The sequence below is a fragment of the Streptomyces sp. KR80 genome, assembly GCF_052245555.1.
Lineage (GTDB): Bacteria > Actinomycetota > Actinomycetes > Streptomycetales > Streptomycetaceae > Streptomyces.
This window is the reverse complement of the sequence record NZ_JBQQCD010000003.1, coordinates 217,165-233,213: the sequence shown is the minus strand read 5'-3', so window position 1 is coordinate 233,213 and position 16,049 is coordinate 217,165. Positions and strand designations below refer to the sequence as shown.

Below are 16,049 nucleotides of genomic sequence, written 5' to 3'. Positions count from 1 at the left end.
TCAGCGGCGGGAACGGCTGAGCCACGGGGTGAGCGTGGCCTGAAGCACCAGCTCCTTGTACGTCTCGTCGCCGGGCAGCGGCACGACGAGCCAGCACCCGGGCGGAAACAGCCGTCCCTTGACGTAAGCCAGGCCCCCGTAGACGGACTGCAGGAAGGCGGGCACGGAGTCGCGCGGCACATCGTGGAACTCGACGGCGTCCACTGTGATCTTGGCGTCGCCCTCCGAGTACAGCTCGACCTCGACGGAGGGTGAGCCGCCCAGTTCGATCAGCGCCTCGTGCGGAAGCGACCCGTCCGCGTCGACGACGACGAACGCTCCGGCGGCCGTACGACGCCCGGACTGGTCGGCGCCGATGTCATGGGTGACCCGCACCTCAAGGCCATGGGTCCGCGCGACGTCGCGTACGGCGAGGACGGCGGCCTCCGTGCTGGGCAGATGAGGTCGGCTCATGAGCTGATCCTGTCAGCCGTACCCGTACCCCTACCCGTACCCGTACCGGGGCCGGGGCCGGGGCCGGGGCCGCCCTCCGCGAGGGTGTCCATGGTGCGGGCTGCCAGTTCGCGCTCCGTGGCAGCGGTGATGAAGGCCGCGGCGTACTCCGGGCCGACCAGTCGGCGGACGGCGCGGACCGTGTCGGCCGGGAGGGGCACCGGCTGCGGACCGGGTTCGGGTGCCGGCGCCGCGGTCACGGCGTCCGGGGCGCCGAGGTGGCGGCGCAGATGCCGAGTGGCGAGTTGGCGCATCGCCCGCGCCAGCTCCGCGTCCACGGTCCGCTGGGCGAGCGGCCGCAGCTGTCGTACGAGCGATGCGGCCTCCGCCGCCTCCGCGTCCGACGGCCGGTGACCGAGGTAGCGGACGAAGACGTGCTCGGTCGTGAACTCCAGGAAGCGGGCGGCGATGTGCTCGACCTGGCCGCGCAGCTCGCGCAGATGGTCGGAGATGGCCAGCAGCGGTACGCCGGCGGCGTACAGCTCGGCGGCGACCGTCAGCTCCTGAGGACTGGGGACGCGGAACTCGTCGTCCCGGCCCGGTATGCGTTCCAGCACGCCCAGCTCGATCGCCTCGGCGAGCGCCGCGTCGTCCGGCTTGCCGCCGAATCTCGCATCCAGCTCGGCGCGCGTGATCCGGGCCGCCTCCTCGTCCGTCCACGGGCCCTCGACCTCCGCGACCAGGCCCAGCACGCCGCCGAGGCCGCGCCCCGCGTCCCACGCCTCCAGCAGCTCCTTGATGCTGGCGAGGGTGTAGCCGCGGTCGAGGAGCTCAGAGATCTGCCGCAGCCGGGCCAGATGTGCGTCCCCGTACACGTTGGCACGGCCCCGCCGCTCAGGCTTGGGGAGCAGACCGCGGTCCTGGTAGGCGCGGATGGTCCGGACCGTTGCCCCGCTGTGCTGGGCCAGGTCCTCGATCCGGTACTCCGCTGACGGCTGCTCGGACAAACGGTCGCTCCTCACGAATTGGCAGCACGGCCTATCGCTTCGGCCGCGGCCCGGGCCGCCGGCGACGTCGCCAGATACTCGACGGCCTTCCGCAACGAGCCCTCCTGTGAGGGATGGTACGACCGCCTGAGGTAGCGGGGGATCGCCGACCCCAGCTCGCCCCACGTCGGCAACAGGCCCTTGCGCACCGCCGTGTTGTGTTCACGCAGCGAATAGCGCAGTCTGCCCGTGAGTTGAGGGTCGTGGCGTATCAGGTAGGCCGCGCCGAAGAACCACAGCCACAGCAGCACCGGGCCGACGACGGCCATGCCTTCGATCCGGCGGGCGTAGCGCCCCAGGCCGGCACCGCCGACGTGCTGGTACATGTCGAAGGCGACCGAGCGGTGCTCCACCTCCTCTGCGCCGTGCCAGCGCAGCAGGTCCAGCATCACCTCGTCGGAGTGGGCCCGGTCCAGGCCGTCGGCGTGCAGCACCCAGTTGCCGAGGACCGCCGTGAACTGCTCGATCGCGGCGATCAGGGACAGCCGGAAGCGCAGCCACTCCCGCTTCGGCACCGGCACGCGGAACGGCGGCTTCTCACCCAGCAGCACGTCGAACATCCACTCCACGTGCTTGGTGTATCCGGTCGGGTCGAGGCCCTGCTCGGCGAGGTGATCCAGTACGTAGGCGTGCTGGACGCTGTGCGTGGCCTCCTGGCCCATGAAGCCCTTGACATCCTTGAGCAGTTCGGGGTCCCGGACCAGGGGCAGTGCCTCCTTGAACACCTTGACGAACCACCGCTCCCCGGCCGGCAGCAGCAGATGCAGCACATTGATGACATGGGTGGCCGTGGGCTCGTCCGGTATCCAGTGCAGGGGGGTCTCGCGCCAGTCGAACGAGACCCGGCGCGGGGCGATCTTGTAGTGCTTGTCCTGGGTCGTTCCGGCACTCTCGGTCGTCTCGGACTTCTCGGTGCTCACGAGCGGCTCCTGTCCTGGGTCGGCGGCTCCAGCCGGGCGATGGCCCGCAACGTCCGCGGCAAGAAGCGGGACATGAAGTGGGCGGCCCGCGCCTCCGGTGTCACCGGCACCACCGCCTGGTTTCTGACCACCGCACGCAGTACCGCGTTCGCGACCTTCTCCGGTGGGTAGTTCCGCATCCGGTACAGCCGGCTGGTCCTCGTCTGGCGGCGCTGCTGTTCCTTCTCCGAGACACCGGTGAAGCGGGTGGTCGCGGTGATGTTGGTGTTGATGAAGCCGGGACATATCGCGGAGACTCCGATGCCCTGCCCGGCCAGCTCGGCTCGCAGGCACGCACTGAGCATCAGCACGGCCGCTTTCGAGGTGCTGTAGGCGGGCAGCGCCTTCGACGGCTGGAACGCCGCGGCGGACGCGACGTTGACGATATGGCCGCCCTGGCCCTGCTCGGTCATCTGCTTGCCGAAGAGTCGGCAGCCGTGGATGACCCCCCAGAGATTGACGTCCAGGACCGTGCGCCAGTCCGCGGCGGTGGTGTCGAGGAAGGAACCGGATATCCCTATCCCGGCGTTGTTGACCAGCACGTCGACCACGCCGTACTCCGCGGCGACCTTGTCCGCCAGCTTCTCCATGGCCTGCTCGTCGGAGACGTCCACGGTTTCCGGCCAGGCGTCCGGGGCGCCGATGAGCCGTGCCAGCTCCGCCGTCCGGGCAGCCCCCTCCGCATCCCGGTCCACGGCCACGACCCGCGCGCCCGCCTCGGCGAAGGCGAAGGCGGTGGCCCGCCCGATCCCGCTGGCCGCGCCCGTCACCAGCACCAGCTGTCCGCCCAACCGGTCCGCGTACGGCCCCTTCGCTCTGACCTCCCGAGCAGGGTCGCCCGCTTCCTGCGCCCTGACGAACTCCGCTATCCACGCGGCCACCTGGTCCGGCCGGGTGCGGGGCGCCCAGTGCTTGGCGGGCAGCGAGCGCCGCACCAGCTTCGGTGCCCACAGCTCCAGCTGGTCGTAGAGCGTCTCGGAGAGGAAGATGTCGCCGCTGGGCGTGATCAGCTGGACCGGTACATGGGCGTAGGCGTCCGGGCGCGGCCGGCCGAGCCGGGCGCGGACGTTGTCCCGGTACAGCCACGCGCCGTGTGCCGCGTCATTCGGCAGCGAGGCGGTGGGATAGTCCCCGCCCGGCACCTTCTCGACCCGTTCAAGGATCTTCGGCCAGCGCTTGCCGAGCGGACCGCGCCAGGCGAGTTCGGGCAGCACGGGCGTATGCAGCAGGTAGACGTACCAGGACCGGGCACCCTGGCCGAGCAGCTGCCCGAGCCGACGCGGGGTGGGCCGCGCCAGCCGCTTCTTGATCCAGTGCCCGAAGTGGTCGAGCGATGGGCCGGACATCGAGGTGAAGGAAGCGATCCGGCCTTCGGCGCGGGTGACCGTCGCGAACTCCCAGCCCTGCACCGATCCCCAGTCATGGCCCACCAGATGCACCGGCCGGTCGGGGCTCACCGCGTCCACGACCGCCAGGAAGTCATCCGTCAGTTTCTCCAGAGTGAAGCCACCGCGCAGCGGAGTCGGCGCCGTGGACCTGCCGTGGCCGCGCACGTCGTACAGCACCACATGGAAGTCGTCCGCGAGGCGGGAGGCGACTTCCGTCCACACCTCCTTGCTGTCCGGATAGCCGTGCAGCAGCACCACGGTCGGTCGGTCGCCATCGTCGGCTGCACCCTCCCCGGATACCCCGGCCGATGAGCGCGGGCCCAGTTCGGCAACGCACAGCTCGATCCCGCCCGTCCGGACCCAGCGCTCCCGTGCACCCGGCATCCCGGCACCACCCGGCAGCCCCGAAACCTCCGTCATGCGGCCTTCGCCTCCTGCCAGCGCCGCACATGCGGCAGATCGTCGTCCAGCCAGAACGCGCTCTGCTCGGCGTCCTTGGAGTCCGTGACCACCAGGAGCTCTTCGAACTTCGCGCCCGTTCCCCGGAACCCGAGGTGCGGTTCGACCGCCCAGAGCCCCGGCTGCGGGGGATGGTCGGAGAAGCGGTATGGGCTCCACAGCGGGGACCAGCCCTCGCGGTGCCCGTGGATCGCGTCGGACACGAGCCCTTTCAGGCTCTGTGTGCCGAACCCGAAGACATGCGGTGACCAGCGGCGCTCCTTGACCCGGTGAACCTTGTGCGCGATCACACCGAACGGATATGCGCGGTGGCGGTTGGCATACCCCTGCCGCACCATCAGCCGGTCCACGTCCTCGTAGATCTCGCGCAGCGAGCGGCGCTCGCGGACCTCGCGCAGGATCAGCTCGCGGTGCGCTGCCAGGTCTGTGAGCAGCCGCTGGTGTACCGGATTGGGGCCCAGACAGCCGGAGTAGCCGATGTCCGCGGCGTATCCCCGATAGATCGGCGCCATGTCGAGAATGAACGGCATCCCCGGCTCGAGCCTCCGGTCCGTGGGGAAGAACTGCAGCGGTATCCGGAAGCCGGCGAAGGCCGTGCGGTCCCCGAACCAGGCGAAGGGGAGGTGGAACCAGTCCCGCACTCCACGCTTGCGCAGCCACTCCCGCTGCATGCGCGCCGCCTTCCGCTCGGTGATCCCCGGCTTCAGCTGCGCGGCCACGGTCTCCGCGCAGGCGTACGCGAGACGCTGCACGTCCCTGAACCCCCGGAGCTCCCCGGGGTCTCCCGGCCCGAGTCGGGAGGAGAACTCACCGCTGACTGTTGAGGTCATTCGACAACCGTCCGTCCCTGAGCGGTCCGCATTCCTCAAACCTGACACTGATGAATGTGACAATGTCAGGCGGCTGCGTCAAGGGTCGTGCACGCCCTGTGGATACCTCCGGTAACCCGTCGGTACCACCACGGTCGGTACCACCACGGTGGACATACCCCTACGGGACATCACTCTCGAGTCGTAGACCGAACCAGCCGCCAGGTCTGACGAGAAGCGCATTCCCCGCCACTACCGTCGACTTCGTGACTGTCATCGCGACCGAAAGCCTCAGTAAGCGGTTCCCCAAAGTGACCGCGTTGGACCGGCTCTCCGTGGACATCACTCCGGGCGTGACCGGCCTGGTGGGTGCGAACGGTGCCGGCAAGTCCACCCTGATCAAGATTCTGCTCGGGCTGTCACCGGCCACCGAAGGCCGCGCCGCCGTGCTGGGACTCGATGTCGCAACCGAGGGCGGCGCCATCCGCGAGCGCGTCGGCTACATGCCCGAACACGACTGCCTGCCGCCCGACGTCTCGGCCACCGAGTTCGTCGTCCACATGGCGCGCATGTCCGGCCTTCCGCCCGCGGCCGCTCGCGAGCGCACCGCCGACACCCTGCGCCACGTCGGCCTGTACGAAGAGCGCTACCGCCCCATCGGCGGCTACTCGACCGGTATGAAGCAGCGCGTCAAGCTCGCCCAGGCCCTGGTCCACGACCCTCAGTTGGTGCTCCTCGACGAGCCGACCAACGGTCTCGACCCGGTCGGCCGGGACGAGATGCTGGGCCTGATCCGCCGCATCCACACCGACTTCGGTATATCGGTGCTCGTCACCTCGCACCTCCTCGGCGAGCTGGAGCGCACCTGCGACCACGTCGTCGTCATCGACGGCGGTCGGCTGCTGCGATCCAGTTCCACCAGCGACTTCACCCAGACCACCGCGACCCTCGCGGTCGAAGTCACCGACACCGACCGCCACCCGAACGGCACGGAGGCCCTGCGCCAGGCACTCGCCGCCGCGGGCGTCGAGGTCCACCCGGGCGGCCGGGCCCCCGGCGCCGGGCACGTCCTGCTGCTGGACGTGGCCGACGAGAGCACCTACGACACGGTCCGCGACACCGTCGCCGACCTCGGCCTCGGACTGGTGCGCATGGAGCAGCGCCGTCACCGCATCGCCGAGATCTTCCGCCCGGACCGCCCGGACCACTCGGACCGCTCGGACGAGAAGAACGGAGGAGGCCGAGATGCCGCCTGAGACCACGGCGACCGTGGACACCACGGACCCGACCCGGATCCACGACATCGGCTACCGCGGCTACAGCGGCCCGCGCCTGGGCCGCGCGTACGCCCGCCGATCGCTCTTCACACAGAGCCTGCGCGGGGCGTACGGCCTCGGCCGCTCCGCCAAGTCCAAGATCCTGCCGATGCTCCTGTTTGCGGTGATGTGCCTGCCGGCAGGCATCATCGTCGCGGTCGCCGTCGCCACCAAGGCGAAGGACCTGCCGGTGGAGTACACCCGCTACGCGCTCTACCTCCAGGCGGTCATCGGCCTCTACATCGCTTCCCAGGCACCGCAGTCGGTCTCTCGAGACCTGCGCTTCAAGACCGTGCCGCTGTACTTCTCCCGCCCCATCGAGCGCGTCGACTACGTCGTGGCGAAGTCCGCGGCCATGGCCTCGGCCCTGTTCATCCTGACGGCGGCGCCACTCCTGGTCCTCTACGCCGGGGCGTTGCTCGCCGAACTCGATCTCGCGGACCAGACAAAGGGGTTCGCGCAGGGATTGGTCTCCGTGGCTCTGCTGTCCGTCCTCTTCGCCGGCATCGGCCTGGTCGTCGCCGCGCTGACCCCGCGCCGCGGCTTCGGCGTCGCCGCCGTCATCGCCGTACTGACCATCTCCTACGGGGCCGTGAGCACCGTCCAGGCCATCGCCTTCGGTCAGGGCAGCTCCGAAACCGTCACGTGGCTCGGCCTGTTCTCGCCGGTCACGCTCATCGACGGGGTGCAGACGGCGTTCCTGGGCGCGAGCTCCGCCTTCGCGGGCGGACACGGCCCGTCGGGCGCCTTCGCCGGAGCCGTCTACCTGGCCGTCGTCCTCGGCCTGATCGCCGGCTCGTACGCCCTGCTGATGCGCCGCTACCGAAAGGTCGGGCTGTGACCACCCTGAACATCGACCACGCATCCCGCTGGTTCGGCAACGTCGTCGCCGTCAACGACATCACGATGACCATAGGCCCCGGCGTGACCGGGCTGCTCGGGCCCAATGGGGCGGGCAAGTCCACGCTGATCAACATGATGGGCGGATTCCTCGCCCCCTCCACCGGCTCCGTCACCCTCGACGGCGCGAAGGTGTGGCGGAACGAGCAGGTGTACCGCCAGATCGGCATCGTCCCCGAGCGGGAGGCGATGTACGACTTCCTGACCGGACACGAATTCGTCCTCGCCAACGCCGAACTGCACGGGCTGCCCGACCCCGGCGCCGCGGCGCGCCGAGCCCTGGCCACGGTCGAGATGGAGTACGCGCAGCGGCGCAAGATCTCCACCTACAGCAAGGGCATGCGCCAGCGCGTCAAGATGGCCTCCGCGCTCGTCCACGATCCGTCCGTGCTGCTGCTGGACGAGCCGTTCAACGGCATGGACCCGCGGCAGCGCATGCAACTGATGGATCTGCTGCGGCGGATGGGTGGGGAGGGACGGACGATCCTGTTCTCCTCCCACATCCTGGAGGAGGTCGAGCAGCTCGCCTCCCACATCGAGGTCATCGTGGCGGGCCGGCACGCGGCATCGGGTGACTTCCGCAAGATCCGGCGGCTGATGACGGACCGGCCGCACCGCTATCTCGTACGGTCCAGCGACGACCGGGCACTGGCGGCCGCGTTGATCGCCGACCCGTCGACCGCCAGTGTCGAGGTGGACCTCGACGAGGCACTGCGCGTGCAGGCCGTCGACTTCTCGCGCTTCACCGCGCTGTTGCCGCGGGTCGCCCGCGAGCACGGCATCCGTCTCCTCACGGTCTCGCCCTCCGACGAGTCCCTGGAGAGCGTCTTCTCCTATCTCGTAGCGGCCTGAAGGAGCCAGAACCGATGTACAACTCCACGGTCGCCCGGCTCACCTACCGGGCCCTGCTCGGCCGCCGCCGGGCATTGATCCTCTTCGCGCTGCCCGCCCTGCTGCTCCTCATCGCGCTGCTCGTACGGACCCTGACCGGGGTAGACGACCAGGTCACCGCCAATGTGCTCGGCGGTTTCGCGCTGGCGACGATGGTGCCACTGATCGGCGTGATCGCGGGTACGGGCGCGATCGGACCGGAAATCGACGACGGCTCGATCGTCTATCTGCTCGCCAAGCCGGTGAAACGGCCGACGATCATCTTCACCAAGCTGGTCGTCGCCATCGGGGTCACCATCGCCTTCTCGGCGGTGCCGACGCTCCTCGCGGGCTACCTGTTGGGCGGCAACAGCCAGCAGATCGCGACCGCTTACGCCGTCGCGGCCGCGGCGGCGTCCGTGGCGTACGCCGCGCTCTTCCTGCTGCTGGGCACCCTCACCCGGCATGCGGTGGTCGTCGGCCTCGTCTACGCGCTGGTGTGGGAGTCGCTCTTCGGCAGCCTCGTGCCGGGCGCGAAGGCGCTGAGCGTGCAGCAGTGGGCGCTCGCTCTCGCCCAGAAGGTCGCCGAAGGGGGGCTGGTCACCTCGGACGTGGGCCTCCCCACGGCGGTCGCGCTGCTGGCGGCCGTCACCATCGGGGCCACCGTGTACGCGGGACAGAAGCTGCGCGCACTGACGCTCGCCGGGGAGGAGTAGGGCGGCGTACGCACAACGGCGGGGGCGTGCACCGAGAGGGTCACGCCCCCGCGCGCTCTGGTACGACCCGCTCCTGTGGCGTCGAGGCGCCCTCGAGGGTCGGCCCTTCAACTCAGCCACGTCCCGGCCGAGCACAGCCACGTCCTGGCGGACCTCCTTCATGTCCTCGCTCAGGTCGCACAGCCGCTCGCTCATGGCACAGACCACGTGGTTCGTGGCGTCGAGCCGCTGGTCGATGCGCTCGAGCCGCACGGTGATTCCGGCGATCACCGGCCCGAGTTCGCGCAGCGAGGTCCCGACGTCGCCGAGGCACGCCTCGACAGCACTCAGCCGAGTGCCGATCGGTCCCTCGAGGATGCGCTCGGCGGCCTTCGCCGCGGTGTCGGTGACGAGCTTCTCGAGCGAGACATACCCCGCCGACGGGGCCGCTTGCCGCGGGCGGAGCGCTTCCTCGGCGTCGAGGAGGTACGTCCGGACGCGTCGCGCGACCTCGCTGTCGCGTAGGAGCATGGCGACATTGAGGATCGCCCGGCGGGTGAAGAGCCCAAGGTTGGACTTGGGCTGTGGATAACTGGACCCGGGATAGCGTGACAAGACGTCACGCTTAAAACGCTGCAGGTCATCGCCTCGGAGAATGACCATGCCGTTGGCTGTCAGCTCGGGCCGATGACGGACCACGAGTTGGCGGACGGCCTCTTCGCCGACTTCGAAGTAGTCGGCGACCATGCGCGTCGTGATGTGCAGCCCGTCGGGCAGCATGGCGAGCGCCTTTGCCTTGTCGAGGACGCCGGTGCGTTCGATCACGCTGTCGCGCAGTGCGCGCGACTCGAGCAGTGCGGATTCGGGTGGCATGAGTGTGCCTTCACTGTTGCTGGAACGGTTGTGGAATCGCCCGTATCCAGGGACCAGGAGCGAAGGCTGCTCACGTGTTCCCACTCACCCCATGACCGGTTCTGTCGCCCGGCAATCCGCCACTTCACGCGCTCTACGCCGCCTCGAACTCCAGTTGCCTTCGCGCGTCATGGACAACGAGCAGATAAACGCACCGTTACGCGCTGCCTGCGTCCGAGGGGGGTAGTCAGGCCCGGTAGCCGCTCACTTGGCGGTCGGCTCCAGGAGCTCGCGGCCGCCGAGGTAGGGGCGCAGCACTTCGGGGACCCGTACCGAGCCGTCGGCCTGCTGGTGGTTCTCCAGGATGGCGACGATGGTGCGCGGCACCGCGCAGAGCGTGCCGTTGAGCGTGGCCAGCGGGCGCACATGCTTGCCGTCCCGCATCCGCACCGACAGCCGGCGCGCCTGGAACTCATTGCAGTTCGAGGCCGACGTCAGCTCGCGGTACTTGCCCTGGGTGGGGATCCACGCCTCGCAGTCGAACTTCCGCGAGGCCGAGGCTCCCAGGTCGCCGCTCGCCACGTCGATCACCTGGAACGGCAGCCCCAGGCTGGTCAGCCACTGCTTCTCCCAGTCCAGCAGCCGTTGGTGCTCGGCCTCGGAGTCCTCCGGCGCGACGAAGGAGAACATCTCCACCTTGTCGAACTGGTGGACCCGGAAGATGCCACGGGTGTCCTTGCCGTACGTGCCGGCCTCGCGGCGGAAGCAGGGCGAGAAGCCGGCATAGCGGAGCGGCAGCCGGCCGGACTCGACGATCTCGTCCATGTGGTACGCAGCGAGCGGAACCTCGGACGTACCGACCAGGTAGTAGTCGTCCTTCTCCAGGTGGTACACGTTCTCGGCCGCCTGCCCGAGGAACCCCGTCCCCTCCATGGCACGCGGCTTGACCAGCGCGGGGGTGAGCATGGGGATGAACCCCGCGGCGGTGGCCTGCGCCATGGCGGCGTTGACCAGGGCCAGCTCCAGCAGGGCACCCACGCCGGTCAGGTAGTAGAAGCGGGAGCCGGAGACCTTGGCGCCGCGCTCCACGTCGATCGCGCCGAGCAGCTGGCCGAGCTCCAGGTGGTCCTTGGGCTCGAATCCCTCGGCCACGAAGTCGCGCGGCGTGCCGACGGTCTCCAGAACGGTGAAGTCCTCCTCACCGCCCACCGGGACGTCCGGGTGGACGAGGTTGCTCAGCCGGAGCACCAGACGCTGGGTCTCCTCGGCGGCCTCGTCCCGCTCGGCGTCGGCGGCCTTGACGGCGGCGGACAGCTCTCCCGCCTTCTTCAGCAGCTCGGCCTTCTCGTCACCGGCGGCCTTCGGGATGAGCTTGCCGAGCGCCTTCTGCTCGGCTCGCAGCTCGTCGAAGCGGACGCTGGAGGACCTGCGCCGCTCGTCGGCGGAGAGGAGCGCGTCGACGAGGGCGACGTCCTCTCCACGGGCGCGCTGGGATGCGCGGACACGGTCGGGGTCCTCACGGAGCAGGCGAAGGTCAATCACACCCACAGGCTACCGGTGTGCGCTCCGGGCGCTCGACCTGATATTCCATTACGTCCAGTTTCGCCCTTTTTCTCCATAAAGAGGACCAAGTGAAATAGCTGTCAATGAATACTGCCGTGTGCCCCAAAATGAGTCATGAAGGGCGCCGTGATGACCGGCTTCCCTTGTGTGCGCTGTGAGTTGAGGCTCGAGTTGTCCACAGGCTCGCGCATGATCGGATTCTTTATCCACAGGCTGTGAGGAAGATCTGTGGATACCGGAACTGATCATTCTGCTGACGGGGTGCTGGGCCATGGATTCCCCGCCCAAACCTCTTCCACACACTCCTTCGGGTGGGAATTGCTCCCTCCAAAGAGTTGGCCAATGGAATTGCGCTGACGTCGGGTGACCTGTCCCGCTGTGGACCGAGCTGGAGCCTCTAGGGAGATTTGTCGACTGTGCCGCGTTGTCGTGTCGACTTATACCCAGGTCGAGTCGGAGCCTGTGGATAACTCTGCCGGTTACCCACACCCGCAGGTGGATGCCAGTGGACGAAGGTCAGCCCCGGCCGTCGAGGCAGCGGGCCAGCCAGTCCGACGCGGCGGAGAATTCGCTGTCCGAGGTCCCGTGGCGCAGCGGCGGCACCTCCGACGGATCCACACCCGCACGCGGGTACGACCCCAGGAAGCGGACGTTCGGGCAAATCCGCTTGAGCCCCATCAGGGCCTCGCCCACCCGGCGGTCCGTGATGTGACCCTCGCAGTCGACCGAGAAGCAGTAGCGGCCGATGCCCTCTCCCGTCGGCCGGGACTCGATGCGCATCAGGTTCACCCCGCGCGCCGCGTACTCCTGCAGCAGCTCCAGCAGCGCGCCCGGGTGGTCGTCGCCCAGCCAGATCACCACGGATGTCTTGTCCGCTCCGGTACGCGCCGCGGGCCGCGCGGGCCGGCCGACGAGCACAAAGCGCGTCGCCGCGTTCTGCGCGTCGTGGATATCGGTGACCAGCGGCCGAAGCCCATAGATCGGCGCCGCGAACTCGCCCGCGAACGCCGCGTCGTACCGCCCCTCCTGCACCAGCCGGGCGCCGTCCGCATTCGACGCCGCCGACTCCCACACGGCGTCCGGAAGGTTCGCCGTCAGCCAGTTCCGCACCTGCGGCTGCGCGACCGGGTGGCCGGTCACCGTCTTCACATCCGACAGCGTGGTCCCGGGCCGTACGAGGAGGGCGAAGGCGATCGGCAGCAGCACCTCGCGGTAGATCATCAGCGGTCGGCCGGTGGCCAGCTCGTCGAGCGTCGCGGTCACCCCGCCCTCGACGGAGTTCTCGATCGGCACCAGCGCGCCCGCGGCCTCCCCGGACCGTACGGCGTCGAGGGCCGCCGGCACGGAGACCATCGGCACCAGCTCACGCGTCGCCGCCTCCGGCAGGGTGCGGAGCGCGGCTTCGGTGAAGGTGCCTTCGGGCCCGAGATAGCTGTAGCGGCTGGCTGACATGCCGACCAGGGTAGCCGCGCGGATCAGCCGGGCGCGTTTCGATCTCATGCCTCGAGCAGCCGCTGCCCCACGTACTCGCCCGGTCCGCAGCCGCCCGGCACGGCGAACAGCCCGCTTGCCTCGTGCCGGATGAAGGGAGAAAGGGCGTCTCCCCGGTCGAGCTTGCGCTGCACCGGCACGAAGCCCTTCAGGGGATCGGCCTGCCAGCAGATGAACAGCAGGCCGGCGTCCGGTGTGCCGTCGGAGAGGAAGCCGTCGTGGAAGGAGAACGGGCGGCGCAGCATGGCCGCTCCGCCGTTCGTCTCCGGCGCCGAGATCCGGGCGTGTGCGTTCGCCGGGATCACGAGACCCCCGGCACCGTCCCTCTTGTCCAGGTCCAGTGGCGTCGTCTCGGTGCCCCCGGACAGCGGTGCTCCGTCGGACTTCCGGCGCCCGATGACCTTCTCCTGCCGAGCGAGCGACAGCTTCTCCCAGTCGTCGAGCAGCATCCGGATGCGTCGTACGACGGCGTACGAGCCGTGGGCCATCCACGCCGGTTCGCCGCCGCCCGGCACGAAGATCCGCCGCTCGAAGTCCTCGTCCGCCGGCTTCGGGTTGTTGGTGCCGTCGACCTGACCCATCAGGTTGCGGGCCGTCATCGGGTGCGAGGTGGCCCCGGGCGAACGGTTGAAACCGCTCATCTGCCAGCGCATCCGCGCCGTGCCCCCGGCCGCCTTCTGCAGGGTGCGCAGGGCGTGGAAGGCGACGAGGGAGTCGTTCGCGCCGATCTGCACCCACACGTCTCCGTCGCTGCGCCGCCGGTCGAGCGCGTCCGAGGAGAAGTCCGGCAGCGGATCAAGCGCCACGGGGCGCTGCTTCTCCAGGCCAGTACGGGCGAAGAACGTGCGCCCGAAGCCGAAGGTGACGGTCAGCGATGCGGGACCGGCGTCGCGGGCGACCCCCGAGTCGTCCGCGGGGGCGCGTCCCTCCATCAGCTCCTGAGCCACCCTCGACCAGCGGCGCAGCAGCGCTGCGGCGCCCCTGCGGTCCGCGTCCGAGGCGAGGTCGAACGCGATGAGATGTCCGCAGGACTGCATCGGGGTGGTGATGCCCGGCTGGTGCCTGCCGTGGAAGGGGAGCGCCGTGGCGCCGAGGGTGGCCAGGGCGGTCGCGTCCGCACCGGTCGTGGCCGTCGTGCCGATCACGCCGGCGGTGGCACCGACCGCGAGGCCTGCGGCGCCTGCCGCTCCCGCGGTGCTCAGCACTCGCCGCCGGGAGATGTGCCCCGTGCCGCTCGGGGAGGACCGGGAGGAGTCCTGGCCGGTTGTGGGGTTCCCGGAGATGTTCTCGTCCGTCATCAGTCGATCTTCACGTTCTTCGTTTCCGTCACCTGGTCGATCTCGGTGGTCCGTACGGTCACCGAGACCTCCCAGTCGCCCGCCACGGGCAGCTGCACGCCGTTCGCCGCCCAGTGCCCCGTCTGCACCCGCACCGGCTCGACCGGGAAGGGACCGAGGTCCCGGGCCTGGAGCGTGAAGGAGAGCTTGACTTCCGGGGCGTCCAGGGGCCTGCCGTTCGGCCGGGTGAGCCTGAGGTGGACGATATTGCCTCCGGTCGTCCCGGGATCGAGCTCGACCCGGGCGGTGCCCTTGCCGTCCTCGCCGCCGGTGTCGAATGGGATCCGGACCGAGAGCGGGCGGGCGGGGAGGATCCCCTGGGCACCGGCCGCGGCCCGCGCCGTCTCCTCCGTACGGGCCGGCTCGGTGCTCGTCAGAATGGTGGTGACTGCCAGCACGACGGCGGCCACGGCGGCTTCGGCGAGTACTGAGCGGCGCAGTCCGGTGCGCTCCGGATCGGCGTCGCGCAGGCGCTTGCGGCGGGCCACGGCCAGGGCGGTCCGCTGGCGGGCGAGTTGGGTGGCCCGCCGTGGGTCGGCCGGAACCGTGGCGTTCTCCTCGATCCGTTCGTCCGCCTCCGCCTCCTCCGCCGCTTCGGTCTCCTCCGCGTCGGCGGCCCGGGTGCGCTCCGGCTCGGCCACCTCCGAGAGCCGCGCCGTCCAGCGCCGCGAAATCCAGGCGATTCCCAGCAGCATCGCCACCAGCCCGACCTTGACCAGCAGCAGTTGCCCGTACGAGGTGGAGGTCAGGCCGCCCCATGAGCCGATCTGCCGCCAGGACTGGTAGACCCCGGTGGTGGCCACGACGAGCACGCTCGTGAAAGCCACGCGGGAGAACCGGCGCACGGCCGTACGCTCCACCGCTGGGCCGTGGTGAAGGGAGACCAGCAGCGTGGCGAGCCCACCGAGCCACACCGCAACGGCCAGCAGATGCAGGATGTCCACCGGCATCGCCACAGCCGTCTGGATGCCGGTCGACGCATGCTCGGTGAGCGCCCAGGTCGCGCTGAGCCCGACCGCGACCACGGATCCTCCGGTGGCCAGCCCGAAGGTGAGGTCCTTCCGCTCCTTCGGATCCTCGCGCCGCGCGTACGTCCCGAAGAGCACCGCGACGAAGAGCGCGGCGGCCGCCAGCAGCAGCAGCCGGGAGACCAGTGCCGTGCCGGTCTTGGTCTCCAGTACGGCCCGCACCCCGCCGAGATCGAAGGCGTCGGCGAGCCGTCCCGATCCGGTGTAGGGCCCGCGGAGCAGGAGCATGACGATGGAGGAGGCCGTGAGCAGTGCCCAGCCCTGGACGACCAGCCGCTGCACGGGACGTACGCCGGCCGCGCGCGGCCGGCAGCCCAGCACGAACGCGGCTCCGCCGACCATCAACACGAAGCCGGCGTAGGCGGCGTACCGCCCGAGGCCGTAGAGCGTGCCCACGACGCCCGAGCCGGTCCGTTGCCGTGGCAGCACGACCGAGGTCTTCGACGGGGCGCCCACGGAGAAGGTGAACGCCCCCGAGACCGGGTGGCTGTCGGCGGAGACCGCCTGCCAGGCGACGGTGAACGTGCCGTCGGGCAGGCCGGAGTGCAGCCCTACGGCGTACCGGACGACGCCGCCGCCGCTGCGGTTCCGGGGCTTTCCGTCGTCGACCCGTCTGCCCTGCGGATCCAGGACGCGGATCGAGTCGCCCGAGGTGGCGACGCCCTCGGAGAAGGTGAGAGTGACCTCCTTCGGCGCGCTGCCGACCACCGCTCCCTGCTTCGGGTCGCTCCCGGTGAGCGCGGCGTGTGCCGCGGCCGGGGAGGCCCCTGCGAGCAGCGAGCCGAGCAACGCGGCCACGAGGAGCGACAGCGCGAGGGCCGTGCGGCGCGCGGACAGCCGTCCTGCGGACGGTCCTCCCGCGGACCGGTACACCCGGCGGGGAACGGTGGCTGGCATGGCGTCA

General features: G+C 70.0%; 14 protein-coding genes. 5 read left to right on the top strand and 9 right to left on the bottom strand.

Going from position 1 to position 16,049, the window contains the following annotated elements:
• The 5 genes from ACTWQI_RS06515 to ACTWQI_RS06495 are packed head-to-tail and all read right to left on the bottom strand — an operon-like array spanning position 1 to position 5,114.
• Positions 1-453, bottom strand: coding sequence for a hypothetical protein (locus ACTWQI_RS06515; RefSeq protein ID WP_443268289.1), 453 nt, complete (start codon positions 451-453; stop codon positions 1-3).
• Positions 450-1,439 carry a MerR family transcriptional regulator gene (locus ACTWQI_RS06510; RefSeq protein ID WP_443268288.1) on the bottom strand — a complete coding sequence of 330 codons (990 nt, stop codon included), beginning with the start codon at positions 1,437-1,439 and terminating at the stop codon, positions 450-452. Before ACTWQI_RS06510 ends, ACTWQI_RS06515 begins: the two co-directional genes overlap by 4 nt.
• 11 nt (positions 1,440-1,450) lie before the next feature.
• Complete coding sequence (locus ACTWQI_RS06505) at positions 1,451-2,398, bottom strand: metal-dependent hydrolase (RefSeq protein ID WP_443268286.1); 948 nt, start codon at positions 2,396-2,398, stop codon at positions 1,451-1,453.
• Positions 2,395-4,245: an SDR family oxidoreductase gene (locus ACTWQI_RS06500; protein WP_443268284.1), complete on the bottom strand. Its 1,851-nt coding sequence runs from the start codon at positions 4,243-4,245 to the stop codon at positions 2,395-2,397. The genes ACTWQI_RS06505 and ACTWQI_RS06500 overlap by 4 nt, the downstream gene beginning before the upstream one ends.
• Positions 4,242-5,114: a M24 family metallopeptidase gene (locus tag ACTWQI_RS06495; RefSeq protein WP_443268282.1), complete on the bottom strand. Its 873-nt coding sequence runs from the start codon at positions 5,112-5,114 to the stop codon at positions 4,242-4,244. The genes ACTWQI_RS06500 and ACTWQI_RS06495 overlap by 4 nt, the downstream gene beginning before the upstream one ends.
• 245 nt (positions 5,115-5,359) lie before the next feature.
• Here ACTWQI_RS06495 and ACTWQI_RS06490 point away from each other — a divergent pair, with 245 nt between their 5' ends.
• The 5 genes from ACTWQI_RS06490 (at position 5,360) to ACTWQI_RS06470 (ending at position 9,399) form a co-directional block, all read left to right on the top strand.
• Positions 5,360-6,349, top strand: coding sequence for an ATP-binding cassette domain-containing protein (locus ACTWQI_RS06490; protein WP_443268280.1), 990 nt, complete (start codon positions 5,360-5,362; stop codon positions 6,347-6,349).
• The gene (locus ACTWQI_RS06485; RefSeq protein WP_443268278.1) at positions 6,339-7,250 is read left to right on the top strand and encodes an ABC transporter permease subunit; all 912 of its coding nucleotides are present in this window, start codon (positions 6,339-6,341) and stop codon (positions 7,248-7,250) included. Before ACTWQI_RS06490 ends, ACTWQI_RS06485 begins: the two co-directional genes overlap by 11 nt.
• The gene (locus tag ACTWQI_RS06480; protein WP_443268277.1) at positions 7,247-8,161 is read left to right on the top strand and encodes an ABC transporter ATP-binding protein; all 915 of its coding nucleotides are present in this window, start codon (positions 7,247-7,249) and stop codon (positions 8,159-8,161) included. The genes ACTWQI_RS06485 and ACTWQI_RS06480 overlap by 4 nt, the downstream gene beginning before the upstream one ends.
• Before the next feature lie 14 nt (positions 8,162-8,175).
• Positions 8,176-8,895 carry an ABC transporter permease subunit gene (locus ACTWQI_RS06475; protein ID WP_443268275.1) on the top strand — a complete coding sequence of 240 codons (720 nt, stop codon included), beginning with the start codon at positions 8,176-8,178 and terminating at the stop codon, positions 8,893-8,895.
• A gap of 207 nt (positions 8,896-9,102) precedes the next feature.
• The gene (locus ACTWQI_RS06470; RefSeq protein WP_443268274.1) at positions 9,103-9,399 is read left to right on the top strand and encodes a hypothetical protein; all 297 of its coding nucleotides are present in this window, start codon (positions 9,103-9,105) and stop codon (positions 9,397-9,399) included.
• 591 nt (positions 9,400-9,990) lie between these two features.
• Here ACTWQI_RS06470 and serS read toward each other — a convergent pair.
• The 4 genes from serS to ACTWQI_RS06450 form a co-directional block, all read right to left on the bottom strand.
• Positions 9,991-11,268: a serine--tRNA ligase gene (gene serS / locus ACTWQI_RS06465; RefSeq protein ID WP_443268272.1), complete on the bottom strand. Its 1,278-nt coding sequence runs from the start codon at positions 11,266-11,268 to the stop codon at positions 9,991-9,993.
• Positions 11,269-11,805: 537 nt separating this feature from the next.
• Complete coding sequence (gene pheA / locus ACTWQI_RS06460) at positions 11,806-12,741, bottom strand: prephenate dehydratase (protein WP_443268270.1); 936 nt, start codon at positions 12,739-12,741, stop codon at positions 11,806-11,808.
• A 44-nt stretch (positions 12,742-12,785) separates the two neighbouring features.
• Positions 12,786-14,078 carry an iron uptake transporter deferrochelatase/peroxidase subunit gene (efeB, locus tag ACTWQI_RS06455; RefSeq protein ID WP_443268268.1) on the bottom strand — a complete coding sequence of 431 codons (1,293 nt, stop codon included), beginning with the start codon at positions 14,076-14,078 and terminating at the stop codon, positions 12,786-12,788.
• A complete protein-coding gene (locus ACTWQI_RS06450; protein WP_443268266.1) occupies positions 14,078-16,042 on the bottom strand; it encodes a copper resistance protein CopC in 1,965 nt (654 codons plus the stop codon). Before ACTWQI_RS06450 ends, efeB begins: the two co-directional genes overlap by 1 nt.
• Positions 16,043-16,049 lie beyond the last annotated feature (7 nt).